Genomic DNA, 24,738 nt, shown 5'->3' with positions numbered 1-24,738 from the left:
ACCGGCACCCGGGTGGGGCGCCGGCGGTCGTTCTTGTTCTACTTCACCTGGGTAGTGGCGAAGTTGTTATTGGTGAGGGGATTGATGTGGTACCCCTCAACGTTGTCGCGCATGGCGGTAAACATCTGCGGGTGCGCCATGCTGATCCACGGTTGATCTTCATCGTACACCGCCAGAGCCTTTACATAGAGCGCTGCACGCTCATCGTTGTCGGTGACTTCGCGGGCCTTGGTGATCAACTGCTGGAAAGTTTGATTGCACCAGCGGGCATAGTTCTCGCCACTTCTCACCGCGTCGCAGCTAAGCAGTGGGCTGAGGAAGTTGTCCGGGTCGCCGTTGTCGCTGGCCCAGCCGGTGGAAACCATATCGGCTTCGCCTTTTTTGGCGCGGCGCAGCATCTCCGCCCACTCCATCACGCGGATGTCGACGGTCAGGCCGATCTTGGCCAGGTCTGCCTGGAGCATTTCGGCGCTCAGTCGCGGGTTGGGGTTGGTCGGGCCGCCGCCGTTGCGGGTGAACAAGGTCAGCACCGTGCCCTCGGGCACACCGGCTTCCTTGAGCAGGGCACGAGCCTTGTCGAGGTCGCGGGGCGGGTTCTTGTTGTCGGTGTTGTAGCCGATCATGGTCGGTGGGTAAGGGTTGACCGCGACCAGCGCGTTGCCTTTGCCGAACAGCTGGTCGACGTGGGTCTGGCGGTCGAAGGCGATATTGATGGCTTTGCGCACGCGCACATCGCTCAGGTACTTGTGTTCAGTGTTGAGCGAGATGTAGCCGGTGGTCAGTGCTTCCATCTCGGCCACTTTCAATTTGGGGTCGGCCTTGATGCTGGGGATGTCGTCGGGCTTGGGATACAGCGCCACCTGGCACTCGTTGGCCTTGAGCTTCTGCAGGCGCACGTTGTTGTCATTGGCGATGGCGAAAATCAGCGCATCGGCTGGAGGCTTGCCGCGAAAGTACTCCGGGTTGGCCTTGTAGCGAACCTGCGCGTCCTTGTTGTAGCGCTGGAAGATGAACGGGCCGGTGCCGATTGGTTTGCTGTTGAGGTCGGTGGTCTTGTCAGCCTTGAGTAGCTGGTCGCCATATTCGGCAGAGTAGATCGAGGTGAAGGCCATGGCCAGGTCACGCAGGAAGGGCGCTTCGGGGCGGGTCAGGGTGAAGACCACGGTGTGCTCGTCGGTCTTCTCGACGCTTTTGAGCAGGTCCTTGAAACCCATGCTTTCGAAATAGGGGAAGCCGATGCTGGTCTTGTTGTGCCACGGGTGATTCGGGTCCAGCTGTCGTCGGAAACTCCACAACACGTCGTCGGCATTCATGTCGCGCGTGGGCTTGAAGTAATCGGTGGTGTGGAACGTGACCCCTTCGCGCAGGTGGAACGTGTAGGTCAGGCCGTCGTCACTGATGTCCCAGCGTTCGGCCAGGGCCGGCTGGATATCGGTGGTGCCTGGCTTGAAGTCGACCAAGCGGTTGAAGATGGCCTCGGCCGAGGCATCGGCGGTCACGGCAGTGGTGTACTGGACGATATCGAAGCCTTCCGGGCTGGCCTCGGTACACACCACCAGCGGCTTGGCCGAGAGGCCCGCCGCAGTACTCAACAGGACGGCTGCCAGGGCAGCCTGTAGTGGTAACAGTTTCATGAAACCTCCTGCAATCGATTAACCAGAGTAGCCGTCCCGGTCGATTCGGCGAACCGACCGGGCCAGGGCGTTCTAGAGGAAATTGAATGGAATGGTGGTGACAATCCGCAGCTCGTCCAGGCTGCCGTCGGCCTGGGCCTTGCTGGCCCGGTGGGCGGTGTAGGTCGCGCGGATGGTGGTGTCCTTGAGCGTGCCGCTCTGCACCGCGTAGGTGGTGCCGATGCCCCACTCGTAGTGGTTCTCGTCGTCCAGGCCACGGACGTCGTAGCCGGTGCTCTTGTAGTGGGTACCGTCGATGCCCCAGCCGCGGGCGTTGTACAGGTTGAACTTGAGGCCGGGTACGCCGTACTGGGCCATGTTCAACACGTAGGCGATCTGCATCGATTTCTCGTTCGGGCCGTTGAAGTCCGAGAGCAGGGAGTTGGCCAGGAAGATCGCGTTGGTGTCGTGCAGGTAGTCGAAGTATTCGTTGCCGTTGACCTGCTGGTAGGAGAAGGTCAGGTTGTGGGCCTGGTGGGTCAGGCCGAACGACAGACTGTAGGTGTCGTTATCAATGTCGCCGAGCTTGCTTTTGCCTTCGTCCTTGGTCTTGTAGTAGTTCAGGCCAGTGGTCAGGCTCAGCACCGCGCTGTCGCCCAGCTCATGGCTGGCGCCGAAGTAGTACTGGTTCCACAGGTCTTCGACGTTGGACACGTAGAAGCTGGTTTTCAGGCTCTTCAGCGGCTGGTAGCTGACGCCGGCGATGTTGACGTGATCGGCTTCAAAGGCGCGATCACCATACTCGGCAACGAATTTGCTGGTGCCTTGTTCGGTCCGGGTCGAGAGCCGGTCGAAGGTGCCGATATCGAAGGACAGGTTGTCGAATTCTTCGCTGCGGATGCTCACACCCTCGAAACTCGACGGCAAGGCGCGGTTGCCGATATAGGCAAGCACCGGGGTGTCCATCGATTGGCGGCCGGCGGTCAGGGTGGTGTTGGAGACCCGCGCCTTGACGTTGGCCAGGCCCATCTTGCTCCACTGGCCGATTACGTCGCCATCGCTGTGGGTCAGGGTCCGGTTGTTCGGCCCGGCGACTGCGGCACGGCCCCGCTCCAGGGCGATGGCGTTGTAGGCGGCGACTTCGGTGCTGAAGCCGACGGTACCTTCGGTAAAGCCCGAGGTGTAGTTGAGGATGGTGCCCTGTACCCAGTTGTCACGGCTGTGGGTGTCGTGTTGGGTGCCGTCGCTTTTGTAGTACTTCCACATTGGCGCGCGGGTGGCCCGTTCGCGGGCGTACCAGTTGCGGGTCGAGCCGGACAGGCTCTGGCCTTCGATGAAGCCCTTGGCTTCGCTCTGGGCGCTGGTGGATTTGACGCTGACCGGAACGAAGTCCTGGCTGGCGGGCTCGGCTTGGGCCATGGCTGACAGACCACTGAGGGACATTGCCAGTACTGCGGTTTTGGTTCGTCTCAAGGTAAAGCTCCCTTTTCTTTTCTTTTCTTTTTTTAGTTACCGCCTGGCTTTGTGAGCTGGGCGTCTTGCCGGTTGGTACAAGGGTTGCAATCGTTTGCTGTAAGGCGATCGGGCATATTCAGGCTGATATCGGGCGCGAGGGTGGAGTGCACCCCCGTGGCCGATGCAGTGGTTTATTCGGTACTGACGCCTGAGAAGTTGTTGCGCCCGAAGGGGCTTACCTTGAAATCCACGACCTTGGCACTGAGCGGCTGGTTGACCGTCGAGTGGGCGATCGGGGTGATGGGCAATTGTTGCTTGAGGCGCTGTTGCGCCTGTTGGTAAAGCGCGGTGCGTTGCTCGCGGTCGGTGATGGTCTTGGCTTTCTTGACCAGGGCGTCGTACTGCGGGTCGCACCACATGGAGTAGTTGTTGCTGCCAATCGCGTCGCAGCTGTACAGGGTGCCGAGCCAGTTGTCCGGGTCACCGTTGTCGCCGGTCCAGCCGATCAGCGAGATGTCGTGTTCACCGTCCTTGGTGCGCTTGAGATATTCGCCCCATTCGTAGCTGACGATCTTCACATTCAGACCGACCTTGCCCCAGTCGGCCTGGAGCATTTCGGCCATCAGCTTGGCATTGGGGTTGTACGGGCGTTGCACAGGCATGGCCCAGAGGGTGATTTCAGTGCCTTCCTTGACCCCGGCGGCCTTGAGCAATTCGCGGGCCTTGTCCGGGTTGTAATCGGCATCCTTGATGCTGTCGTCGTAGGACCACTGGGTCGGCGGCATGCTGCCCACCGCCAGCTGCCCAGCCTCCTGGTACACCGCTTTGACGATGGCCGATTTGTTGATCGCCATGTCCATGGCCTGGCGCACCTCGAGCTGGTCGAAGGGTTTGTGCCGCACGTTGTAGGCGATGTAGCCGAGGTTGAAACCGGGCTTCTCGATGACCTGCAGCTTCGGGTCGCTCTTCAGGGCGTTGAGATCGGCGGGGCGCGGGTGCAGGGTGACCTGGCATTCGTTCTTGCGCAGCTTCTGGATGCGCACCGACGGGTCGGTGTTGATCGAGAAGATCAACTGGTCGATCTTCACCTGGCTCGGGTCCCAGTAGTCCTTGTTGCCGCGGTAGCGGATCTGCGAGTCCTTCTGGTAACGCTGGAACACGAACGGACCGGTGCCGATCGGCTTCTGGTTGATGTCGCTGGGGCGCCCCGACGTCATCAGCTGCTCGGCATATTCGGCCGAGAGCACAGAGGCAAAGTTCATCGCCAGGTTTTGCACAAAAGCGGCATCGACGCTGTTGAGGGTAAAGACCACGGTCATCGGGTCGGTCGTCTCGATCCGCGCGATGTTCTTGTCCAGGCTCATGCTGACGAAGTAGGGAAACTCGGTGGGGTAGGCCTTGCGGAACGGGTGGTTGCGGTCGAGCATCCGGTTGAAGGTGAACAGCACGTCGTCGGCGTTGAAGTCGCGGCTCGGGGTGAAATCCTTGTTGCTGTGGAACTTGACCCCTTCGCGCAGGTGGAAGGTGTAGGTCAGGCCATCGTCGGAAACCTCCCAGCTTTTCGCCAGGGCCGGCTTGACGGCCGTCGCACCGCGTTCGAATTCCACCAGGCGGTTATAGATCGGTTCGGCGGCGTCATTGTCGGTGGCGCTGGTGTACTGGGCGGTGTCAAATCCGCCCGGGCTGCCTTCGGAGCAGAACACCAGGTTTTTGGCCAGGCTTGCCGGGGCCTGGGCGAGCAGGCCGAAGCCCAGCAGTGCCGCATAAATCGGGGTGTGGCGCATGACAGTCCCTTCTCTCTTGTTGTTTTTCACGTGGTCCATGGCGCACAGCTGTACGAATCGCGCCGACTACGCTGCACCCTTGACGGTAGGTCCATCAGGGCGTTGCAGATAGGTGCGATTACGCAGAGGTGTGTAGGAGGTATCCGATAGGGCGGGCGACGGTTCCGTGTCGATGCGCTAGCGGTTGACCTGCCAGGCCATCAGGGTACGGCCCCGGGTGCCGTGTGGCGTCGCGGGGCCGATCCGGTTGGCTGCTACTTGGTCACGCTGACCCCATAGAAGGAGTTCAAGCCAAACGGGCTGATCTTGAAGTCCTGTACGGTTGAACGCATAGGTTGATACACCGTCGAGTGAGCGATGGGTGTCATCGGAACCTGTTCTTTGAGGATGTGTTGCGCTTGCTTGTACAGTTCGGTGCGCTTGGCCTGGTCGGAGGTGGCCTTGGCTTGCTTGACCAGGTCGTCGTACGGCTTGTAGCACCATTTGGAGAAGTTGTTGCCTTCCAGGGCATCACAACCGAACAGGGTGCCCAGCCAGTTGTCCGGGTCACCGTTGTCGCCGCTCCAGCCAATCAGCATGGCGCCGTTTTCGCCGCCTTTGGAGCGCTTGATGTACTCACCCCACTCGTAGCTGATGATCTTGGCCTTGATGCCGACCTTGGCCCAGTCCGATTGCAGCATCTCGGCCATCAGCTTGGCGTTGGGGTTGTACGGGCGTTGCACCGGCATGGCCCAGAGGTTGATCTCGGTGCCTTCCTTGATGCCGGCTTCCTTTAGCAGTTGCTTGGCCTTCTCCGGATCGTACTTGGCATCCTTGATGGTGGTGTCGTAGGACCACTGGGTCGGCGGCATGGCGTTGACTGCCATCTGGCCGGCGCCCTGGTACACCGAGTCAATGATCTGCTGCTTGTTCACCGCCATGTCCAGCGCTTCACGGACCTTGAGCTGGGCCATCGGGTTAGGCTCGTTGCTGCCCTTGATCTTGTCCATCACGTTGTAGGCGATGTAGCCGAGGTTGAAGCCGGCCTGGTCAGGCATCTTCAGGTTCGGGTCGTTCTTCAGCGGTTCGATGTCGGCCGGGCGCGGGAACAGGGTGACCTGGCACTCGTTCTTCTTGAGTTTCTGCATGCGCACCGAGGCATCGGTGGTAATGGCGAAGATCAGGTTGTCGATCTTCACATCGTCAGGCTTCCAGTAATCCTTGTTGCCCTTGAAGCGGATCTGCGCGTCTTTCTGGTATTTGCTGAACACGAACGGGCCGGTGCCGATCGGCTTCTGGTTGATGTCGGCGGGCTTGCCCTGCTTGAGCAACTGGTCGGCGTATTCGGCGGACTGGATCGAGGCGAAGCTCATGGCCAGGTTCTGGATGAACGCGGCATCGACGCCATTGAGGGTGAACTTGACCGTGTGGTCGTCGAGCTTTTCGACCTTGGCGATGTTCTTGTCCATGCCCATGTCGGTGAAGTACGGGAACTCGGTGGGATACGCCTTGCGGAACGGCATGTCCTTGTCGAGCATCCGATTGAAGGTGAACAGCACGTCGTCGGCGTTGAACGCGCGGGTCGGCTTGAAGAACTCGGTGGTGTGGAACTTGACCCCTTCGCGCAGGTGGAAGGTATAGGTCAGGCCATCCTCGGAAATGTCCCAGCTGGTCGCCAGGCCCGGGATGACCGCGGTGCCGCCACGCTCGAACTGGCTCAGGCGGTTGAAGACGGTCTCGGCTGAAGCATCGAAGTCGGTTCCGGTGGTGTACTGGCCCGGGTCGAAGCCCGCGGGGCTGCCTTCGGAGCAAAACACCAGGTTAGTCGCCGCAAGGGCGGAGGGTGCGCTGGCAAGCAAGCCTGCGCCGACCAGAAACGGAATGACCGCGTGTTTGAGCATGGTGGCCTCATTGTTGTCATTTTTGATTTGAGGGGGCCTTGTGAGCCGACCTGCGGATACTTATGCAGGCCCCATACCCAATGCAACACTCAAAGGGATGTGTGACAGAAAACAGTGGGACGAACGTACAGGAATGTCGCATCCGTATAATTTTTTACGGAGTTGATCGTTTGCGAGGGGGTGTTTCAGTGTGTTTCGAAGACGATATCTCTATATCGAGTCAGTCTTTGCACTAAATTGGGGCGCGAGGTGCTACAAGTAACAGCGTTCGCGGCAGCCGAAGCTGCCGCGAAACAGCGGAAAAGTAACGTCGATCAGGGCATCTGGACTTCGATGGTGCCGTCGGCGCTGAGGGTCACCTGGCTGGTGCCCGCTTCGATTTCCGGAACGGCAGCAGCGTCTTCGGCCATGCCGGCTTTCATCATCATTGGCGCGCTACGGGCATAAGGATGCGGGTAGCCGCTGCTGTTGAGGTTGAGGTTGACCACTTTGTAGCCTTTGCCGCCCAGGGCTTCGGTAGCCAGTTGGGCGCGGGCCTTGAAGGCGTTGACGGCATCCTTGAGCAGGTCGTCCTCGCTGGTCTTGCGTGTGGCCGGGGCGATGGAGAAGTCCATGCCGCCCATTTTCAGGTCCTGCAGCAGGGTACCGGTAAGTTGCGACAGGGCCGGGAAGTCGGCGCTTTCCAGGCGCAGTTCGGCGCGCTCACGCCAGCCGGTGATCTTCTGGCCCTTGTTGTCGTAGATCGGATAGCTGTTGCGGCTGCCCTGGCTGATCTTCACGTCCTTGACTTCGCGGGCCTGTTTCACCGCCTTGTTCATGGTCTCGGTGATTTGCGTGGCCAGCTTGCCCGGGTCGGTATTCTGCGCTTCGCTGTACAGGGTCACGACCATCAGGTCGCGGGCCACTTCCTTGCTGACTTCGGCGCGCAGCGAAATCTGGTTGTAGCGGGGCGCTTCTTCAGCCAGTGCCGGAAGGCTGGCTAGCAAGCTGGTGGCCATGACCAGGGCGGCGCTGCTGCGGGTGATAGACATGTATGACTCCTTGAAATTGAGGCGCGGGCACGGACATAACCTTTGCACGCTGGCCCATAAGACTGGCAACAGTGTAGTGAGGTTCAAAATGGCCATCATTGTTATGTAAAAAAGTGTGGCGCTTTGCCGCATCACTGCAGACCAGGCCACAGCTTCGGTATACTCGCGACGATTCGCCTGGAGCACTCATCAGGAGAGCTCATGCTCGCCCCCGTACAAATGTTGTCTGCAACCCGTCAGAACCTCTGGCGCCTGACCTTCATCCGCATCCTGGTGCTTGCTGCCCAGGCCGGCTCGGTCGGTGTCGCCTACTGGACCGAACTACTGCCGCTGCCGTGGCTGTCGCTGGTCATCACCCTCGGCCTGTCGATGCTGCTGTGCGCGTTCACGGCCTTGCGCCTGCGCCTGACCTTGCCGGTCACCGAGCTGGAGTATGCCTTCCAGCTGGCCTGTGACCTGTTGATCCACAGTGCCTTGCTGTATTACTCGGGCGGTTCGACCAACCCCTTCGTGTCCTATTACCTGGTGCCGCTGGCCATCGCTGCGGTGACCTTGCCCTGGGTTTACTCGCTGATCCTCTCCGGTATCGCCCTGGCGGCCTACAGCCTGCTGCTGGTGCAGTTCTATCCGCTCGAAACCTTCCCCATGGCCCGGGAGAAGATGCAGGTCTACGGCATGTGGCTGAGTATCGCCCTGGCCGCCGCCGTGATTACCTTCTTCGCCGCGAAAATGGCCGAAGAGCTGCGTCGCCAGGAGCAACTGCGCGCTGAGCGCCGCGAGGAGGGACTGCGTGACCAGCAACTGCTGGCCGTGGCCACCCAGGCCGCTGGCGCCGCCCATGAACTGGGCACGCCGCTGGCGACCATGAGCGTGCTGATCAAGGAAATGCGCCAGGACCACAGCGACCCGCTGCTGCAGGAAGACCTGGCGGTGCTGCAGGACCAGGTCAAGCTGTGCAAGGAGACCCTGCAGAACCTGGTGCGCGCCGCGGAAGCCAACCGGCGCCTGGCGGTCGAGAACCAGGAAGTGACCTTCTGGCTTGACGAGGCGCTCAACCGCTGGCACCTGATGCGCCCGGAGGCCAGCTACCGCTTCCAGCGCCTGGGCCAGGGCAGCGTGCCGCGCCTGGCGCCGCCGCCGGACCTGACCCAGGCCTTGCTGAACCTGTTGAACAACGCCGCCGATGCCTGCCCGGATGATCTGGAAGTACGCCTGGACTGGGACGCCCAGGACATGGTGATCAGCATCCGCGACCACGGCCCCGGCGTGCCGGCGGCCATTGCCGAATCGATTGGAAAACCCTTCTTTACCACCAAGGGCAAAGGCTTCGGCCTGGGCCTGTTCTTGAGCAAGGCCAGCGTGACCCGTGCTGGCGGCTCGGTAAAACTCTATAGTCATGAGGAAGGCGGTACGCTCACCGAGCTGCGCCTGCCGCGTGACGCGCGAGGAGATGTGTGATGAGTGATGAAATCCAGGTTGAAGGCGAAGAGCTGCCGCACCTGCTGCTGGTTGACGACGACGCCACCTTTACCCGGGTGATGGCCCGGGCCATGAGTCGCCGCGGCTTTCGCGTGAGCACCGCAGGTTCTGCCGAGGAGGGCCTGAAAATCGCCCAGGACGACGTGCCGGACTACGCCACGCTGGACTTGAAGATGGACGGCGATTCCGGCTTGGTACTGCTGCCCAAGCTGCTGGAGCTGGACCCGGAAATGCGCGTGGTGATCCTCACCGGTTACTCGAGCATCGCCACTGCGGTCGAGGCGATCAAGCGCGGCGCCTGCAACTACCTGTGCAAGCCGGCCGATGCCGACGATGTGCTGGCCGCGCTGCTCTCCGAACACGCCGACCTCGACAGCCTGGTGCCGGAAAACCCGATGTCGGTGGACCGCCTGCAGTGGGAACACATCCAGCGCGTGCTGACCGAGCATGAAGGCAATATCTCCGCCACGGCCCGGGCCTTGGGCATGCATCGGCGGACCTTGCAGCGCAAACTGCAGAAGCGCCCGGTGCGGCGCTGATAGCTTCAAATCTGTTCTGGCCCCATCGCTGGCAAGGCCAGCTCCCACAGGAATTGTGCATGGCACTGACCTTTGTGGGAGCCGGTCTTGCCGGCGATGGGGTGCGAAGCAGCCCTTAGCGATTCAGGATCGTTCGATCCACCCGCACTGCCAACTGCCCGGCCCCGGGCGCGGCATCAAACACCACCTTGCCCGTTGCAGCCAGCTTGGCGCGGCTGATCACCACGCCATCGCGCAGCAGTTCCAGGGGTACATCCTTGAGCGACTGGCCCGACGCCAGTTCAATGTTCAGGGTAATGCTCATGAGTGATTTCCTTATCACTGGTGTTGATCGATATAGGTCGTGGTGCCCGCATCCAGCGAGGCGATCAGTTCCGGCGAGCCGCCGCGGAACTGGCGGAACAGGTTGCGCGAAACAGACTTGCCGGAGGTGTCCACCGGCACCGTCAGGGTCGGCTGGAAGCGCTCAGTCAATTCGGCATAGTCGCTCCACGGGCCGATGTACGATTCGTTCAGGCCGTTGACCACACTCACTGCGTAACGCACGGCATGACCAGGCAGCCAGTTTGGCTGGCTCGGCACCTGGGTCTGCCAGCCGTCGGCGCGAACGCTCGGGGCTCCGGCAGGGGCTTCGAGGTGGCCGGTGGGTTTGTTCGGGGTGTAGTCCTTGAGCAGCAGGTAAGTACTCCAGCCCCACCAGTTGTCGATCTGCGCCGGGTCATTGAGGTTGTTGACGTCGGCGCGGCGCATCAGTTTGCCGTTGCGCAGGGCAAACAGCGGCGCGAAGTTGCCCGGCACTTGCCCTTCTACTGCGGCCTGCAGGTCGGCGGCGATGCGCAGCGCACCGTAGGCTGTCGGCGCAGGTAGATTGCCCGTGTCGAAAGCCTGGAAAATTTCATCGACAGACTTCTGCACGGCCAGGCCCACCTGCTTGCGGTTGGTCACGTCGATGCTGTCGAAATAGCGCTTGTCGCCATAACCACGCCAGGTATCGCCCTGGGCATTGCGCAGCACCAGGCCGTACTTGCTGTCTTCATCGTGCATGAAACGCGAGATCAGCGAGCCGAGGTCGGCCGGGGTGACGTTGTCCTTGATCGCCTTGCGCGGTACACGCACATGGCCGGCCGAGAACAGGTCGGTGAGGAAGTGATCAGCGAAGGCGTTCATCGCGTAGGCCAGTTCCAGTTGCCCGTCATCGCCACTGGCCCGTGCTTTCACGGCCTGGCGCAGGGCCGCGGTGTGCCCGGCGATGTAGGCCAGCAGCGCCCATTCACCAAAGTGGTCCCAGTTGCTGGCGGCAAGCTTGAGGTAGCGGCCCAGGGGGAACATCGGCGAGACGAAGCTGCCACCGCCGGTGATCTTGTTCCATTCTTCCGAGAGGGTATCGCCCAACTGATCGTAGGCTTCGTGGGGCTGGCGACCGTCTTTGATCGCCTGGTTGGCAGCGGCGATTTCTTGCTGCATGACCGCGAGGATCTTGCCGGCTTCTTCCCGGGAGGCGGGAAGCACGGCCAGCGAATCAAAGGCGGCAGCAAAACGCTGGACGCGTTCTTCAGCATTGGCGCCATCGGCAATCGGCCGCTCGGGAATGCCATAGAAGTCGCCGCCCAGAGCGACGATCTGGCCGTAACTGAGGGTCAGGCCATTGGCCAGGTGCAGGGCGACTTTCCAGGCTGGAATCGGCGCGCTGTCCTGGCTGAAGCGCAGCAGGGCGTTGTCGCCGATGGCGGTGTGTTCGCCGCCTTCAAAACGCAGCACCGGCTTGCCGCTGGCTGGCGGTTTGGCCGGCAGGCCGAGGCGGTGGTACTTGATGGTGTGGTGGCCGTCGATGACCAATACGACGCGGGTGTCGGGGCCGGGAATCTTGATGCCGTCGACACTGAACAGGGCATCGAGGTCGGCGACCACGGTGGTGGCGAGCGCCTTCTGGGCGTGCAGTCCGGTTTGCATACCTGACATATTCAACTCCTTTGAGATGTCATGGATTTCGATAAATAACTGTATGTATGTACAGTTGTTTTGATCATATCCAAACCATTTCCTACGTCAACAATTCTTTTTTCTTACGTCAGAATGCGAGGCATCAACGGATGGCTGACGTATCATTAGCCCCCTAACGACAGCCATCGGGACCACCCTGCATGCTCGCCCTTTTTATCCAGACGCTGAACATCACGGCGCCGGTGTTCGCCATGCTGTTCATGGGCGTGCTGCTCAAGCGCATCAAGGCCATCAACGACGGCTTCATCCACACCGCGTCGTCGCTGGTGTTCAACGTGTGCATGCCGGCGCTGCTGTTTCTGGGGATTTATCACGCCGACCTGACCGCAGCGGTCAAACCCGGGCTGCTGGTGTTTTTCGTGGCAGCCACTCTGGGCAGTTTTGCCCTGGCCTGGGGGGTGGCCCTGTGGCGCTGCCCGCGCGAGGATCGCGGGATTTACACTCAGGGCGGTTTCCGCGGCAATAACGGGGTCATCGGCCTGGCGCTGGCAGCGAGCATGTACGGCGATTACGGTATCTCGCTGGGGGCGATCCTCGCCGGCCTGGTGATCCTGCTGTACAACTCGCTGTCGTCGGTGGTGCTGGCGGTGTACAGCCCGAGCATGAAGTCCGACCCCTGGAGCATCTTCAAGAGTATCCTGCGCAACCCGCTGATCATCAGCGTGCTGTTGGCCACGCCCATGGCCTACGGGCAAGTGCCGCTGCCGAACTGGCTGCTGACCTCCGGCGATTACCTGGCGCAGATGACCCTGCCGCTGGCATTGATCTGCATCGGCGGTACCCTGTCGCTGGTTTCGCTGCGTGAGAGTGGCGGCCTGGCGGTCAGCGCCAGCCTGGTGAAGATGATCTGGCTGCCGGTGATCGGCACCCTGGCGGCCTGGCTTTGCGGTTTTCGCGGGGCGGAGCTGGGCATCCTGTTCCTGTACATCGGTAGCCCGACCGCCGCCGCCAGTTATGTCATGGCCCGAGCGGCCAACGGTAACCATGAACTGGCCGCCTCGATCATCGTGATAACCACGCTGATGGCCGCCATAACCACGAATATCGGCATTTTCCTCTTGCAGTGGGGCGGCTGGATCTAGATTCTGTGCCGACAATAAAGCCAACACTGCCTTCCACCTTCAAGGACACTTCATGCAAGAACAGAACCCCCCAGAGCGATTACAGCGCGGGTTGAAAAATCGCCATATCCAGTTGATTGCCCTGGGTGGCGCCATCGGTACCGGCCTGTTTCTGGGCATTGCCCAGACCATTCAGATGGCCGGCCCGGCCGTGCTGCTGGGGTACGCGATTGCCGGCCTGATGGCGTTCTTCATCATGCGCCAGCTGGGCGAGATGGTGGTCGACGAGCCGGTTGCCGGCAGCTTCAGCCACTTTGCCCACCGCTACTGGAACGAGTTCGCCGGTTTCGTTTCCGGCTGGAACTACTGGGTGGTCTACGTCCTGGTCGGCATGGCCGAGCTGACGGCCGTGGGCATCTACGTGCAGTACTGGTGGCCGGACTTCCCGACCTGGGCGACGGCGGCGATCTTCTTCGTGGTGATCAACCTGATCAACCTCACCCAGGTGAAGGTCTATGGCGAGATGGAGTTCTGGTTCGCCCTGGTCAAGGTCATCGCCATCGTCAGCATGATCGGCTTTGGCGCCTGGCTGCTGGCCAGCGGTAATGGCGGGCCGGATGCCAGCGTGGCCAACCTCTGGCAGTACGGCGGCTTCTTCCCCAACGGCTTCACCGGCTTGCTGATGGCCATGGCGGTGATCATGTTCTCTTTCGGCGGCCTGGAGCTGGTTGGTATCACCGCCGCCGAAGCCGACGATCCGCGCCACAGTATTCCGCGCGCCACCAACCAGGTGGTCTATCGCATTCTGATTTTCTACATCGGCGCCCTGGCCGTGCTGTTGTCGCTGTACCCGTGGCAGAAGGTGGTGCAGGGCGGCAGCCCGTTCGTGATGATCTTCCACAACCTGGACAGCAACCTGGTGGCGACCATCCTCAACGTGGTGGTATTGACCGCCGCGCTGTCGGTGTACAACAGCTGCGTGTACTGCAACAGCCGCATGCTGTTCGGCCTGGCCAGCCAGGGCGACGCGCCGCGTGCCCTGCTCAAGGTCAACCGCCGCGGCGTGCCGCTGACCGCACTGGCGGTTTCCGCACTGGCCACCGGCCTGTGCGTGCTGATCAACTACTTGATGCCGGGCGAGGCCTTCGGCCTGCTGATGGCGCTGGCGGTATCGGCGCTGGTGATCAACTGGGCAAGCATCAGCATCACCCACCTGAAGTTCCGCCGCGCCAAGCAGGCGTCGGGCGAGTCGACCTTCTACCGGAGCTGGGGCCACCCGGTGACCAACTACCTGTGCCTGGCGTTCATCGGGCTGATTCTGGTGGTGATGTACCTGACCCCGCCGATCCGCATCTCGGTGATGCTGATCCCGGCCTGGATCGCCACCCTGGGCGTGGCTTTCTGGCTGAAGAAGAAGGGGCAGAAGGCCGCCGTCGTCAGCAACTGACGGCCTCGCCCGAAGTGATCGATCAGCCCTGCTGGTAGCTGTCGATCACTTCCTGGGCGGCGCGGAAGGCATCGACCGCCGCCGGCACGCCGGCGTATACCGCGCAGTGCAGCAGCGCTTCACGAATCTCCTCGACCGTACAACCGTTGTTCAAGGCGCCGCGCACGTGGCCCTTGAGCTCTTGCGGGCACTTGAGTGCGGTGAGGGCGGCGAGGGTGATCAGGCTGCGGGTTTTCAGCGGCAGGCCTTCGCGGCTCCAGACGCTGCCCCAGGCATGCTCATTGACGAAGTCCTGCAGCGGCTGGCTGAAGTCGGTGGCGTTGTTCAGTGCGCGATCGACGAAGGCATCGCCCATGACCTGGCGGCGAACCTGTTCGCCGGATTTGTTGTTGTCGCCCATGTTGTTTTCCTTAGTGTTGGCGGCGCCAGGCACGCAGGGTGGTGTACAGCAACAACGCCCCCAGTGCTGGCAATGCGTAGAACAGCATCAGTTTTTCAAGTCGGCTGGCCAGCGGCATGCCGGTGGTGAAGGCCACCACATGCAGGCCATAAGCCAGGTACAGGCAGAGGAACACCAGCCCCTCGGCACGCGTCACCCGGTAACCCGAGTAGAACACCGGCAATACCAGCACCGCGACCCCGAGCATCACCGGCAGGTCGAAGGCCAGGGCATTGGGCGAGATCGACAGCGGCTCGGGGGCGACCAGCGCGGTCAGGCCGAGTACCGCCAGCAGGTTGAACAGATTGCTGCCGATGACGTTACCTACGGCGATCTCCCGCTCACCACGCAGGGCGGCGATCAGCGAGGTGGCCAGTTCCGGCAGGGAGGTGCAGACGGCCACCACGGTCAGGCCGATGACCCGTTCCGACAGCCCCAGGTCCTGCGCTACCTCCACTGCTGCCTCCAGCAGCAGATGGCCGGCCAGGCTGAGCAGGCCTAGCCCGGCCAGCATCAACAGCACGCTCCCTAGCCAGAATCGGCCACCACGCTGCGGGCGCGGGCCGGGGGCAGGGTAGGTGCGGGCATGGTGTCGGGACTGGTGCCAGAGTATCGCCAGGTAGCCGAACAGGCCGCACAACAGCAGGGCACCCTCCAGGCGCCCCAGCAGTTCGTTGAAGGCCAGCAGGTACACTGCCAGGCTGGCGACGATCATCAACGGGATGTCCAGGCGCACCAACTGGCGCGAGACCCGCAGCGGAATGATCAGCGCGGCCAGGCCCAGGGTTACCAGGATGTTGAAGATGTTGCTGCCGATCACGCTGCCGACGGCGACATCCGGCGCGCCGGTGTAGGCCGCCTGCAGGCTGACGGTCAGTTGCGGTGCGCTGCTGCCGAATGCCACCAGGCTCAGGCCGATGATCAGTGGTCGGACTTGCAGGCTGGCGGCCAGGCGCAGGGCGGCGCGTACCAGCAGTTCGGCGCCGGCGATCAGCAACAGCAGGCCGATGCTCAGTTGCAACAGGCTGAAAGTAGGTAAAGCGGCCAGGTCGAAAATGGTCGTGCTCCGGGGGCAGGTCAGTCGCTGAGACTTTGTACCCGTACGCGCGCGGTTCCGCTACGGATCATCCCGAGTTTTTCCGCGGCAGCGCGCGACAGGTCGATCAGCCGGCCACGGGTATGCGGGCCGCGGTCGTTGATGCGGACTACCACGCTGCGTTCGTTGTTGAGGTTGGTGACTTTGACCCGCGTGCCGAAGGGCAGGCTACGGTGGGCAGCGGTCATGCCGTGTTGGTTGAAGGCTTCGCCACTGGCGGTGCGTTTACCGTGGTGTCGGGAGCCGTAATAGGAGGCGGTGCCGGTCTTGTCGTAACCGCGGGAGTCGATATCGTGGCTGGCGCAGCCGGCCAGCAGGGTGAAGAGCGCGAGTGCGCTGAGGGGACGCCACATCAAATCAGTTGCTCCGAGGTGAAGTGATCACCTGTGGGAGCCGGCGTTGCCGGCGATGGGCTGCTCGGCAGCCCCAGAAACTGGCAAGGCTTCGCCTTGCATCGCCGGCAACGCCGGCTCCCACAGGGTAATGCGAACTACCCTTCGAGCTTGCTCTTGAGCAATTGGTTCACTTGCTGCGGGTTGGCCTTGCCCTTGGAGGCTTTCATGGCCTGCCCGACGAAAAAGCCGAACATCTTGCCGCGCTTGGCTTCGTCAGCGGCGCGGTACTGCTCGACCTGCTCGGCGTTGGCTGCCAACACTTCGTCCAGGACCTTCTCGATCGCACCGCTGTCGGTGACCTGTTTCAGGCCCTCGGCTTCGATGATCTGGTCGGCATCGCCGTCGCCGGCGGCCATCTTCTCGAACACTACCTTGGCAATCTTGCCGCTGATGGTGTTGTCGAGGATGCGCTTGAGCATGCCGCCCAGGTGCGCGGCGCTGACCGGCGACTGGTCGATTTCCACGCCCAGCTTGTTGAGCAGGCTGCCCAGCTCGACCATGACCCAGTTGGCGGCAAGCTTGGCATCGCCACACACGCCGACCACCTGTTCGAAGTAGTCAGCCTGCTCACGGCTGGTCGCCAGCACGTTGGCGTCGTAGGCCGAGAGGCCGAACTGGCTCTGGAAACGCTCGCGCTTTTGCGGTGGCAGCTCGGGCAGGGTGGCGCGGATGTCTTCGAGGAAGGCGTTCTCGATGACCACCGGCAACAGGTCCGGGTCGGGGAAGTAACGGTAGTCGTTGGCTTCCTCCTTGCTACGCATGGAGCGGGTCTCGTCCTTGTTCGGATCATACAGGCGGGTTTCCTGGATGACCCGGCCGCCATCTTCGATCAGCTCGATCTGACGCTGCACTTCGGTGTTGATCGCGCGCTCGATGAAACGGAACGAGTTGACGTTCTTGATCTCGCAGCGGGTACCGAACTCGGCCTGGCCTTTCGGGCGAACCGAAACGTTGCAGTCGCAACGCAACGAGCCTTCGGCCATGTTGCCGTCGCAGATGCCCAGGTAGCGCACCAGGGCATGGATGGCCTTGACGTAGGCAACAGCCTCTTTGGCGCTGCGCATGTCCGGCTCGGAGACGATCTCCAGCAGTGGCGTGCCGGCGCGGTTGAGGTCGATGCCGGTGGAGCCGCTGAAGTCTTCGTGCAGGCTTTTGCCGGCGTCTTCTTCAAGGTGCGCACGGGTAATGCCGACGCGCTTGACGGTGCCGTCTTCGAGGGCGATGTCCAGGTGGCCCTTGCCGACGATCGGCAGTTCCATCTGGCTGATCTGGTAGCCCTTGGGCAGGTCAGGGTAGAAGTAGTTCTTGCGCGCGAACACGTTGTGCTGGCCGATTTCGGCATCGATGGCCAGGCCGAACATGCAGGCCATGCGCACCGCTTCCTGGTTCAGCACCGGCAGTACGCCGGGCATGCCCAGGTCGATCAGGCTGGCCTGGGTGTTCGGCTCGGAACCGAAGGTGGTGGAGCTGCCGGAGAAAATCTTCGACTGGGTGGCGAGCTGGGTATGAATCTCCAGCCCGATGACAACTTCCCATTGCATGTGGTGATCCCTCAGAAGCCGTTAGGTACGCGAGTGTGCCAATCAGTGACTTGCTGATAGCGGTGCGCGACGTTGAGCAGGCGGCCTTCGTGGAAATACGGCGCGAGCAACTGCACGCCAACCGGCAGACCATCGACGAAACCGGCCGGCATCGACAGGCCTGGCAGGCCGGCGAGGTTGGCGGTGATGGTGTAGACGTCTTCCAGGTACTCAGCGACCGGGTCGTTGTTCTTGGCGCCGATTTTCCAGGCCAGGTTTGGCGTGGTCGGGCCGAGAATGACGTCGACGTCGTTGAACGCAGCCATGAAGTCGTTCTTGATCAGGCGACGGATTTTCTGCGCCTGCAGGTAGTAGGCATCGTAGTAACCGGCCGACAGAGCGTAGGCACCGACCATGATCCGGCGCTGCACTTCGGCACCGAAGCCTTCGCCACGGGAGCGCTTGTACAGGTCGGTGAGGTCGACGGGGTTCTCGCAGCGGTAGCCGAAACGCACGCCGTCAAAACGCGACAGGTTGGACGAGGCTTCTGCCGGGGCGATCACGTAGTAGGCCGGAATCGCGTGCTGCATGTTCGGCAGGCTGATTTCCTTGACCACCGCGCCGAGCTTTTCCAGCTCCTTGACGCTGGCCTGGACCAGGTCGGCAATGCGCGGATCGAGGCCGGCACCGAAGTATTCCTTCGGCAGGCCGATGCGCAGGCCCTGGAGCGAGGCATTGAGACTGGCGCTGTAGTCCGGCACCGGTTCATCGATGCTGGTGGAGTCCTTGGGGTCGAAGCCGGCCATGCCTTGCAGCATTAGCGCGCAGTCTTCGGCGGTGCGGGCCAGCGGGCCACCCTGGTCGAGGCTCGACGCGTAGGCGATCATGCCCCAACGCGAAACACGACCGTAGGTCGGTTTCAGGCCGGTCAGGCTGGTGAGTGCCGCCGGCTGGCGGATCGAGCCGCCGGTGTCGGTGGCAGTGGCTGCCGGCAGCAGGCGCGCGGCAACCGCGGCAGCCGAACCACCGGAAGAACCACCGGGCACGTGCTCGAGGTTCCACGGGTTTTTCACCGCGCCGTAGTAGCTGCTCTCGTTGGCCGAACCCATGGCGAATTCGTCCATGTTGGTCTTGCCCAGGGTCACGGTGCCGGCTTCGGCCAGCTTGCTGACCACCGTCGCGTCGTACGGCGCCTTGAAGTTGTCGAGCATCTTCGAGCCGCAGCTGGTGCGGATGCCCTGGGTGCAGAACAGGTCCTTGTGGCCGATCGGCGCGCCGAGCAGGGCGCCGTTCTCGCCGGCGGCGCGGCGGGCGTCGGCGGCCCGGGCCTGGCTGATGGCCAGTTCTTCGGTGACGCTGATGAAACTGTTGATTTGCGGGTCGAGCTGGTTGATCCGCGCCAGCAGGGCACGGGTCAGCTCTTCGGAAGAAAACTTCTTGTCGGCGAGTCCGCGGGCGATCTCGGCCAGGGTCAGTTGATGCATGGCAGGCTCTATTCCCTTACTCGATGACTTGCGGAACCAGGTACAGGCCGTCTTCCGTCGACGGGGCGATGGCCTGGTAGCTGTCGCGATGGTTACTTTCTGTTACCACATCGGCGCGCAGGCGCTGAGTGGCTTCCAGAGGGTGGGCCAGTGGCTCGATGCCAGTGGTGTCGACCGCTTGCATCTGGTCGATCAGTCCCAGAATACTGTTCAGGGCATCGGTAGTGCGTGGCAGATCGCCTTCATTCAGGCCCAGTCGGGCCAGATGAGCGATCTTTTCCACGTCGCAGCGTTCAAGCGCCATGGGGATCTCCTGGGAAAACAGAAACGGATTTGCTCCGCGATGAGGAACATGCTGGCAGTATTACGGTCATAAGGCCGCGATCATGTGCAGGCTTGCTCGGAAAAACCGCCAATTTAACATATTGGTGCCTTGCCCAAAATCCCCGCCGTTGTTAGAGTTTGCCGCACTTTTTTACCCACGCGTTGCCTAGGGTCACTTTCCCATGTTCAAGAAACTGCGTGGCATGTTTTCCAGCGATCTTTCCATCGACCTGGGCACTGCCAACACCCTTATTTACGTGCGTGAGCGCGGTATCGTCCTGAATGAGCCATCGGTTGTGGCCATTCGTACTCACGGCAACCAGAAAAGTGTCGTCGCTGTCGGTACCGAGGCCAAGCGCATGCTGGGCCGTACGCCTGGCAACATTGCTGCCATTCGTCCGATGAAAGACGGCGTGATCGCCGACTTCAGCGTTTGCGAAAAAATGCTGCAGTACTTCATCAACAAGGTTCACGAGAACAGCTTCCTGCAGCCAAGCCCGCGGGTTCTGATCTGCGTGCCGTGCAAATCGACCCAGGTCGAGCGCCGGGCCATTCGCGAGTCGGCGCTGGGCGCCGGTGCCCGCGAAGTGTTCCTGATCGAAGAGCCGATGGCGGCCGCCATTGGTGCCGGCCTGCCGGTTGAAGAAGCCCGCGGTTCGATGGTCGTCGATATCGGTGGTGGTACCACTGAAATCGCGCTGATCTCCCTGAACGGTGTGGTTTACGCCGAATCCGTACGGGTCGGTGGCGACCGTTTCGACGAAGCCATTGTCACCTACGTACGTCGCAACTACGGTAGCCTGATCGGTGAATCCACCGCTGAGCGCATCAAGCAGGAAATCGGTACTGCCTACCCGGGCGGCGAAGTCCGTGAAGTCGATGTCCGCGGCCGCAACCTGGCCGAGGGCGTGCCACGTGCCTTCACCCTGAATTCCAATGAAGTGCTTGAAGCCCTGCAGGAATCCCTGGCGACCATCGTCCAGGCAGTCAAGAGCGCCCTGGAGCAATCGCCGCCAGAGCTGGCTTCGGACATCGCCGAGCGTGGCCTGGTGCTGACCGGTGGTGGCGCCCTGCTGCGCGACCTCGACAAGCTGCTGGCCCAGGAAACCGGCCTGCCGGTAATCGTCGCCGAAGACCCGCTGACCTGCGTGGCTCGCGGTGGTGGCCGTGCCCTGGAAATGATGGACAAACACACCATGGACCTGCTCTCCAGCGAATAAGCCGGAGCCTGCAGTTCACGCCGCCCGGTTTACAGGTAGTGCCCACAGTGCTACCTGTATGTGCTGGGCTGACGTCCGTGTGGGCGTCGTTTTCCGTCAATCCGCAAGCAGGCCGGTGCGTTGCCGTATGAATGACCTCTTGAATCGTCGTCCACGAGGAGCGGCCCATTAAACCGCTTTTCGCCAAGGGCCCTTCGCTGGGCGTACACCTGCTCGTGCTGGTTGTGCTGTCGATCACCCTGATGGTGGTCGATGCACGCTTCACCCTGCTCAAGCCTCTGCGCAGCCAGATGGGCCTGGTGCTGATGCCGTCCTACCTGGTTACCGATCTGCCCCAGCGCTTGTGGCAGGGGGTTGCCAGCCAGTTTGGCAGCCGTACCGAACTCGCTGCCGAAAACGAGAAACTCAAGACCGAAGCCTTGCTGCTGCAAGGTCGCCTGCAGAAGCTGGCGGCCCTGACCGAGCAGAACGTGCGCCTGCGCGAGTTGCTCAACTCGTCGGCGCTGGTCAACGAGAAGGTCGAAGTCGCCGAATTGATCGGCGTCGATCCCAATCCTTTCACCCACCGGATCCTGATCAACAAGGGCGAGCGCGATGGCGTGGTCCTCGGTCAGCCGGTGCTCGACGCGCGTGGCCTGATGGGCCAGGTGGTCGAACTGATGCCCTACACCGCTCGGGTATTGCTGCTCACCGACACCACCCACAGCATTCCGGTGCAGGTCAACCGCAACGGCTTGCGGGCGATTGCCAGCGGTACCGGCAACCCGGAGCGCCTTGAGCTGCGCCACGTTGCCGACACCGCCGACATCAAGGAAGGTGACCTGCTGGTCAGCTCGGGCCTCGGTCAGCGCTTCCCGGCTGGCTACCCGGTGGCCACGGTCAAGGAAGTGATCCACGACTCCGGCCAGCCGTTTGCCATCGTCCGGGCGATCCCGACGGCTGCGCTTAACCGCAGCCGCTACCTGCTGTTGGTGTTCACCGACAGCCGTTCGCCCGAGCAACGTGCCAGCGATGCCGCGATTGCCCAGGAACAGGCTGATCGTCAGGGCCTGCCTGCTTCGGCGGCGGGTACTGCGCCGGCCACGTCCCCGGCTGCGCCTGCTGCGGTCACACCGGCAACGTCCGCTTCGACGCCAGCAGCACCAGCGCCTGCCGCACCCGCCACTCCGGCAACCAGTGCCCATCCGCCCGCCACGGCAGCCCCCGCAGCCCCTGCTGCAACGCCGGGCGCGCCAGTCATTTCCCGGGAGAGACACTGATGGTAAGCACCCGCAGCCGTAATGGCTGGGTCGTCTGGCTGACCTTTCTGATCGGTATGCTGCTCAGCGTATCGCCGATGCTGCCCTTCGCCGAAGTGTTCCGGCCGATGTGGCTGGCACTGCTGCTGGCCTTCTGGACCCTGGCCCTGCCGCACCGGGTGGGCATGACCACCGCATTCGTCCTGGGCCTGGCCGAGGACGTGCTGTATGGCACCTTGCTGGGGCAGAACGCCCTGGTGCTGACCCTGATCACCTTCCTGGTGCTGTCGTTGCAACAGCGTTTGCGGATGTTCCCGATGTGGCAGCAGAGCCTGGTGATCCTGGTGATCTTCGGCCTGGCCCAGTTGATCCAGCTGTGGCTCAGTGCCCTGACCGGCAACCGCCTGCCGACCCTGGCGCTGATCTGGTCGGCGGTCATCAGCGCCTTGCTCTGGCCGTGGATCAGCTATGGCCTGCGTGGTCTGCGCCGCCGCCTGAGCATCAACTGAGCACTCACATTCGACGCTGACAGGGAGACGTCAAGATGACCCTGCTGTACCTGGCCTCTGGCTCGCCACGCCGCCGTGAGTTGCTGACCCAGATCGGCATTCCCTTTATTTCGCTGAGTGCCGCGATCGACGAGACGCCGCTGCCCGCCGAATTGGCCGAGGCGTATGTCGAGCGTCTGGCGCGGGAAAAAGCCTGCGCCGGCCTGGCGTCGTTGCCCCAGGGCGACGACAGCCCGGTAGCGGTGCTGGGTGCCGATACCGCCGTGGTGCTCGAAGGTCGAATTCTCGGCAAGCCACAACACCGGGAAGATGCCCTGGCGATGCTGGCAGCCCTTTCCGGGCGCGAGCATCAGGTGCTGACCGCCGTCGCCGTGGCCGATCATCAGCGTTGCCTGAGCGTCAGTGTCAGCAGCCATGTGCTGTTTCGCTCCATCGGTGCTGAGGAAGCCGAGGCCTACTGGGCCAGCGGCGAACCGGCCGACAAGGCCGGCAGCTATGCCATACAGGGTCTGGGGGCAGTTTTCGTACAACGCCTTGAAGGTAGCTATTCGGCGGTAGTCGGCCTGCCGCTGAATGAAACCGCCGAGCTGCTCGGTCAATTCGGCATCCCTTGCTGGCAGCGCCTGCCGGCCCGTTGAGCGAGGATAAGCCAGAACAGCCCTAGCCAGTCGCCCGCGAGCGATCCATCATTACTGAAGTCCTTTGACGAGAGCCTGCCATGAGTGAAGAGATTCTGATCAACATCACACCGATGGAATCACGCGTGGCGGTGGTGGAAAATGGTGTACTGCAGGAGGTGCATGTCGAGCGCACCCAGCGCCGTGGCATCGTCGGTAACATCTACAAAGGCAAGGTGGTGCGGGTGCTGCCGGGCATGCAGGCGGCGTTCGTCGACATCGGCCTGGACCGCGCAGCGTTCATTCACGCCTCGGAAATTTCCCTGCGCGAAGGCTCGTCGGTCGAGAGCATCAGTGCCCTGGTGCATGAAGGACAGAGCCTGGTGGTGCAGGTGACCAAGGACCCGATCGGCTCCAAGGGCGCGCGCCTGACCACCCAGTTGTCGATCCCGTCCCGTTACCTGGTGTACATGCCGCGCACCAGTCATGTCGGCATTTCCCTGAAGATCGAAGACGAAGCCGAGCGTGAGCGCCTCAAGCAGGTGGTCACCGACTGCATCGCCCAGGAAAACATTCAGGACGCCGGCGGTTTCATCCTGCGTACCGCCGCCGAAGGCGCCGGGGCCGATGAAATCCTCATGGACATCCGCTACCTGCGCAGGCTCTGGGAGCAGATCGGCACCCAGATCAAGACCGTCGGCGCGCCGACCGAAATCTACGAAGACCTGGGCCTGGCCCTGCGCACCCTGCGCGACCTGGTCAACCCGAAAATCGAGAAGATCCGTATCGACTCGCGGGAAACCTTCCAGAAAACCACGCAGTTCGTCGCCGAACTGATGCCAGAGATCGCCGATCGTCTGGAACATTACCCAGGCGAGCGGCCGATCTTCGACCTTTATGGCGTCGAAGACGAGATCCAGCGCGCCCTCGACCGCAAGGTCCCGCTCAAGTCCGGCGGCTACCTGGTGGTCGACCCGGCCGAGGCGATGACCACCATCGACGTCAACACCGGGGCCTTTGTCGGCCACCGCAACCTCGAAGAGACCATCTTCAAGACCAATCTGGAGGCGGCCACCGCCATTGCCCGACAACTGCGCCTGCGCAACATCGGCGGGATCATCATCATCGACTTCATCGACATGGAAGATGAAGAACACCAGCGCCAGGTGCTGCGCACCCTGGAAAAACAGCTGGAGCGCGACCATGCCAAGACCAACATCATAGGCATCACCGAGCTTGGGCTGGTGCAGATGACCCGCAAGCGCACCCGCGAAAGCCTCGAGCAGGTGCTGTGCGAGCCGTGCTATTGCTGCCAGGGACGCGGCAAGCTGAAAACCCCCGAAACTGTCTGTTACGAGATTTTTCGCGAGATCCTTCGTGAAGCCCGCGCCTATCAGGCCGAAGGCTATAGAGTATTAGCCAACCAGAAGGTGGTCGACCGCCTGCTGGACGAGGAATCGGGCAACGTTGCCGAGCTCGAAGCCTTCATCGGCCGAACCATTCGCTTCCAGGTCGAGTCCATGTATTCCCAGGAACAATACGATGTGGTGCTGCTCTGACTCGGTCTGAACACCAATGCGCGCTGTCCGGGCTGGCAAACCGCCGG

The 24,738-nt window shown here is 62.2% G+C and carries 22 protein-coding genes; 9 read left to right on the top strand and 13 right to left on the bottom strand.

The features are described 5' to 3' along the window. Positions 1-38: 38 nt before the first annotated feature. From CCOS864_RS23385 to CCOS864_RS23365, 5 genes are all read right to left on the bottom strand, one after another. Entirely contained in the window at positions 39-1,634 is a 1,596-nt protein-coding gene (locus CCOS864_RS23385) for an ABC transporter substrate-binding protein (protein WP_115088613.1), read from the bottom strand. 72 nt (positions 1,635-1,706) lie between these two features. Beyond that, complete coding sequence (locus CCOS864_RS23380) at positions 1,707-3,056, bottom strand: OprD family porin (RefSeq protein WP_115088612.1); 1,350 nt, start codon at positions 3,054-3,056, stop codon at positions 1,707-1,709. A gap of 203 nt (positions 3,057-3,259) precedes the next feature. Further along, positions 3,260-4,852 carry an ABC transporter substrate-binding protein gene (locus CCOS864_RS23375; RefSeq protein WP_115088611.1) on the bottom strand — a complete coding sequence of 531 codons (1,593 nt, stop codon included), beginning with the start codon at positions 4,850-4,852 and terminating at the stop codon, positions 3,260-3,262. 254 nt (positions 4,853-5,106) lie between these two features. Then, positions 5,107-6,732, bottom strand: a complete 1,626-nt coding sequence (locus CCOS864_RS23370) for an ABC transporter substrate-binding protein (protein ID WP_115088610.1) — start codon at positions 6,730-6,732, stop codon at positions 5,107-5,109. A 314-nt stretch (positions 6,733-7,046) separates the two neighbouring features. After that, positions 7,047-7,763, bottom strand: a complete 717-nt coding sequence (locus CCOS864_RS23365; RefSeq protein ID WP_115088609.1) for an SIMPL domain-containing protein — start codon at positions 7,761-7,763, stop codon at positions 7,047-7,049. 201 nt (positions 7,764-7,964) lie between these two features. On the opposite strand from CCOS864_RS23365, the gene CCOS864_RS23360 reads away from it, so the two are divergent. Together CCOS864_RS23360 and CCOS864_RS23355 are read left to right on the top strand one after the other, a co-directional pair. Further along, complete coding sequence (locus CCOS864_RS23360) at positions 7,965-9,221, top strand: ATP-binding protein (RefSeq protein WP_010223416.1); 1,257 nt, start codon at positions 7,965-7,967, stop codon at positions 9,219-9,221. Further along, positions 9,221-9,781 (top strand): response regulator transcription factor, encoded by a 561-nt coding sequence (locus CCOS864_RS23355; RefSeq protein WP_010223415.1) that lies wholly within the window; start codon positions 9,221-9,223, stop codon positions 9,779-9,781. Before CCOS864_RS23360 ends, CCOS864_RS23355 begins: the two co-directional genes overlap by 1 nt. Positions 9,782-9,896: 115 nt before the next feature. On the opposite strand, the gene CCOS864_RS23350 is transcribed toward CCOS864_RS23355, so the two are convergent. Both CCOS864_RS23350 and CCOS864_RS23345 read right to left on the bottom strand, forming a co-directional pair. Continuing rightward, the gene (locus CCOS864_RS23350; protein WP_115088608.1) at positions 9,897-10,085 is read right to left on the bottom strand and encodes a hypothetical protein; all 189 of its coding nucleotides are present in this window, start codon (positions 10,083-10,085) and stop codon (positions 9,897-9,899) included. A gap of 14 nt (positions 10,086-10,099) precedes the next feature. Next, the gene (locus CCOS864_RS23345; protein WP_115088607.1) at positions 10,100-11,740 is read right to left on the bottom strand and encodes a phospholipase; all 1,641 of its coding nucleotides are present in this window, start codon (positions 11,738-11,740) and stop codon (positions 10,100-10,102) included. Positions 11,741-11,922: 182 nt separating this feature from the next. Here CCOS864_RS23345 and CCOS864_RS23340 point away from each other — a divergent pair, with 182 nt between their 5' ends. Further along, complete coding sequence (locus tag CCOS864_RS23340) at positions 11,923-12,864, top strand: AEC family transporter (RefSeq protein ID WP_115088606.1); 942 nt, start codon at positions 11,923-11,925, stop codon at positions 12,862-12,864. 52 nt (positions 12,865-12,916) lie between these two features. Continuing rightward, positions 12,917-14,290 (top strand): amino acid permease, encoded by a 1,374-nt coding sequence (locus CCOS864_RS23335; protein ID WP_115088605.1) that lies wholly within the window; start codon positions 12,917-12,919, stop codon positions 14,288-14,290. A 22-nt stretch (positions 14,291-14,312) separates the two neighbouring features. Here the strand turns inward: CCOS864_RS23335 and CCOS864_RS23330 are convergent, their stop codons facing one another. The 6 genes from CCOS864_RS23330 to gatC all read right to left on the bottom strand — a co-directional run bounded on the left by CCOS864_RS23330 (position 14,313) and on the right by gatC (position 19,528). Continuing rightward, positions 14,313-14,690, bottom strand: a complete 378-nt coding sequence (locus CCOS864_RS23330; RefSeq protein ID WP_115088604.1) for a carboxymuconolactone decarboxylase family protein — start codon at positions 14,688-14,690, stop codon at positions 14,313-14,315. 10 nt (positions 14,691-14,700) lie between these two features. Then, complete coding sequence (locus CCOS864_RS23325) at positions 14,701-15,744, bottom strand: calcium/sodium antiporter (RefSeq protein WP_115088886.1); 1,044 nt, start codon at positions 15,742-15,744, stop codon at positions 14,701-14,703. 62 nt (positions 15,745-15,806) lie between these two features. Further along, positions 15,807-16,178 (bottom strand): septal ring lytic transglycosylase RlpA family protein, encoded by a 372-nt coding sequence (locus tag CCOS864_RS23320; RefSeq protein WP_115088603.1) that lies wholly within the window; start codon positions 16,176-16,178, stop codon positions 15,807-15,809. Between the two features lie 137 nt (positions 16,179-16,315). After that, positions 16,316-17,761 carry an Asp-tRNA(Asn)/Glu-tRNA(Gln) amidotransferase subunit GatB gene (gene gatB, locus CCOS864_RS23315; RefSeq protein ID WP_115088602.1) on the bottom strand — a complete coding sequence of 482 codons (1,446 nt, stop codon included), beginning with the start codon at positions 17,759-17,761 and terminating at the stop codon, positions 16,316-16,318. 11 nt (positions 17,762-17,772) lie between these two features. Continuing rightward, positions 17,773-19,224 carry an Asp-tRNA(Asn)/Glu-tRNA(Gln) amidotransferase subunit GatA gene (gene gatA, locus CCOS864_RS23310; protein ID WP_115088601.1) on the bottom strand — a complete coding sequence of 484 codons (1,452 nt, stop codon included), beginning with the start codon at positions 19,222-19,224 and terminating at the stop codon, positions 17,773-17,775. A gap of 16 nt (positions 19,225-19,240) precedes the next feature. Beyond that, positions 19,241-19,528 (bottom strand): Asp-tRNA(Asn)/Glu-tRNA(Gln) amidotransferase subunit GatC, encoded by a 288-nt coding sequence (gene gatC, locus CCOS864_RS23305; RefSeq protein ID WP_115088600.1) that lies wholly within the window; start codon positions 19,526-19,528, stop codon positions 19,241-19,243. 202 nt (positions 19,529-19,730) lie between these two features. Here gatC and mreB point away from each other — a divergent pair, with 202 nt between their 5' ends. The 5 genes from mreB (at position 19,731) to rng (ending at position 24,691) form a co-directional block, all read left to right on the top strand. Further along, complete coding sequence (mreB, locus tag CCOS864_RS23300) at positions 19,731-20,768, top strand: rod shape-determining protein MreB (RefSeq protein WP_008371426.1); 1,038 nt, start codon at positions 19,731-19,733, stop codon at positions 20,766-20,768. A gap of 197 nt (positions 20,769-20,965) precedes the next feature. Beyond that, positions 20,966-22,027, top strand: a complete 1,062-nt coding sequence (gene mreC, locus CCOS864_RS23295; protein ID WP_244211947.1) for a rod shape-determining protein MreC — start codon at positions 20,966-20,968, stop codon at positions 22,025-22,027. Further along, a complete protein-coding gene (gene mreD / locus CCOS864_RS23290; RefSeq protein ID WP_010223402.1) occupies positions 22,027-22,515 on the top strand; it encodes a rod shape-determining protein MreD in 489 nt (162 codons plus the stop codon). The genes mreC and mreD overlap by 1 nt, the downstream gene beginning before the upstream one ends. Before the next feature lie 35 nt (positions 22,516-22,550). Beyond that, positions 22,551-23,153: a Maf family protein gene (locus CCOS864_RS23285; protein ID WP_115088598.1), complete on the top strand. Its 603-nt coding sequence runs from the start codon at positions 22,551-22,553 to the stop codon at positions 23,151-23,153. Positions 23,154-23,233: 80 nt separating this feature from the next. Next, the gene (gene rng / locus CCOS864_RS23280; RefSeq protein ID WP_010223400.1) at positions 23,234-24,691 is read left to right on the top strand and encodes a ribonuclease G; all 1,458 of its coding nucleotides are present in this window, start codon (positions 23,234-23,236) and stop codon (positions 24,689-24,691) included. Positions 24,692-24,738: the final 47 nt, after the last annotated feature.

The sequence above is a fragment of the Pseudomonas wadenswilerensis genome, from assembly GCF_900497695.1.
Classification (GTDB): domain Bacteria; phylum Pseudomonadota; class Gammaproteobacteria; order Pseudomonadales; family Pseudomonadaceae; genus Aquipseudomonas; species Aquipseudomonas wadenswilerensis.
This window is presented reverse-complemented; position numbering and strand designations above follow the sequence as displayed.

Bases quoted from the DNA above. Each gene is read 5' to 3' on its own strand.
- CCOS864_RS23385 (WP_115088613.1), bottom strand. From the start codon at position 1,634: ATGAAACTGTTACCACTACAGGCTGCCCTGGCAGCCGTCCTGTTGAGT.
- CCOS864_RS23380 (WP_115088612.1), bottom strand. From the start codon at position 3,056: ATGTCCCTCAGTGGTCTGTCAGCCATGGCCCAAGCCGAGCCCGCCAGC.
- CCOS864_RS23375 (WP_115088611.1), bottom strand. From the start codon at position 4,852: ATGCGCCACACCCCGATTTATGCGGCACTGCTGGGCTTCGGCCTGCTC.
- CCOS864_RS23370 (WP_115088610.1), bottom strand. From the start codon at position 6,732: ATGCTCAAACACGCGGTCATTCCGTTTCTGGTCGGCGCAGGCTTGCTT.
- CCOS864_RS23365 (WP_115088609.1), bottom strand. From the start codon at position 7,763: ATGTCTATCACCCGCAGCAGCGCCGCCCTGGTCATGGCCACCAGCTTG.
- CCOS864_RS23360 (WP_010223416.1), top strand. From the start codon at position 7,965: ATGCTCGCCCCCGTACAAATGTTGTCTGCAACCCGTCAGAACCTCTGG.
- CCOS864_RS23355 (WP_010223415.1), top strand. From the start codon at position 9,221: ATGAGTGATGAAATCCAGGTTGAAGGCGAAGAGCTGCCGCACCTGCTG.
- CCOS864_RS23350 (WP_115088608.1), bottom strand. From the start codon at position 10,085: ATGAGCATTACCCTGAACATTGAACTGGCGTCGGGCCAGTCGCTCAAG.
- CCOS864_RS23345 (WP_115088607.1), bottom strand. From the start codon at position 11,740: ATGTCAGGTATGCAAACCGGACTGCACGCCCAGAAGGCGCTCGCCACC.
- CCOS864_RS23340 (WP_115088606.1), top strand. From the start codon at position 11,923: ATGCTCGCCCTTTTTATCCAGACGCTGAACATCACGGCGCCGGTGTTC.
- CCOS864_RS23335 (WP_115088605.1), top strand. From the start codon at position 12,917: ATGCAAGAACAGAACCCCCCAGAGCGATTACAGCGCGGGTTGAAAAAT.
- CCOS864_RS23330 (WP_115088604.1), bottom strand. From the start codon at position 14,690: ATGGGCGACAACAACAAATCCGGCGAACAGGTTCGCCGCCAGGTCATG.
- CCOS864_RS23320 (WP_115088603.1), bottom strand. From the start codon at position 16,178: ATGTGGCGTCCCCTCAGCGCACTCGCGCTCTTCACCCTGCTGGCCGGC.
- gatB (WP_115088602.1), bottom strand. From the start codon at position 17,761: ATGCAATGGGAAGTTGTCATCGGGCTGGAGATTCATACCCAGCTCGCC.
- gatA (WP_115088601.1), bottom strand. From the start codon at position 19,224: ATGCATCAACTGACCCTGGCCGAGATCGCCCGCGGACTCGCCGACAAG.
- gatC (WP_115088600.1), bottom strand. From the start codon at position 19,528: ATGGCGCTTGAACGCTGCGACGTGGAAAAGATCGCTCATCTGGCCCGA.
- mreB (WP_008371426.1), top strand. From the start codon at position 19,731: ATGTTCAAGAAACTGCGTGGCATGTTTTCCAGCGATCTTTCCATCGAC.
- mreD (WP_010223402.1), top strand. From the start codon at position 22,027: ATGGTAAGCACCCGCAGCCGTAATGGCTGGGTCGTCTGGCTGACCTTT.
- CCOS864_RS23285 (WP_115088598.1), top strand. From the start codon at position 22,551: ATGACCCTGCTGTACCTGGCCTCTGGCTCGCCACGCCGCCGTGAGTTG.
- rng (WP_010223400.1), top strand. From the start codon at position 23,234: ATGAGTGAAGAGATTCTGATCAACATCACACCGATGGAATCACGCGTG.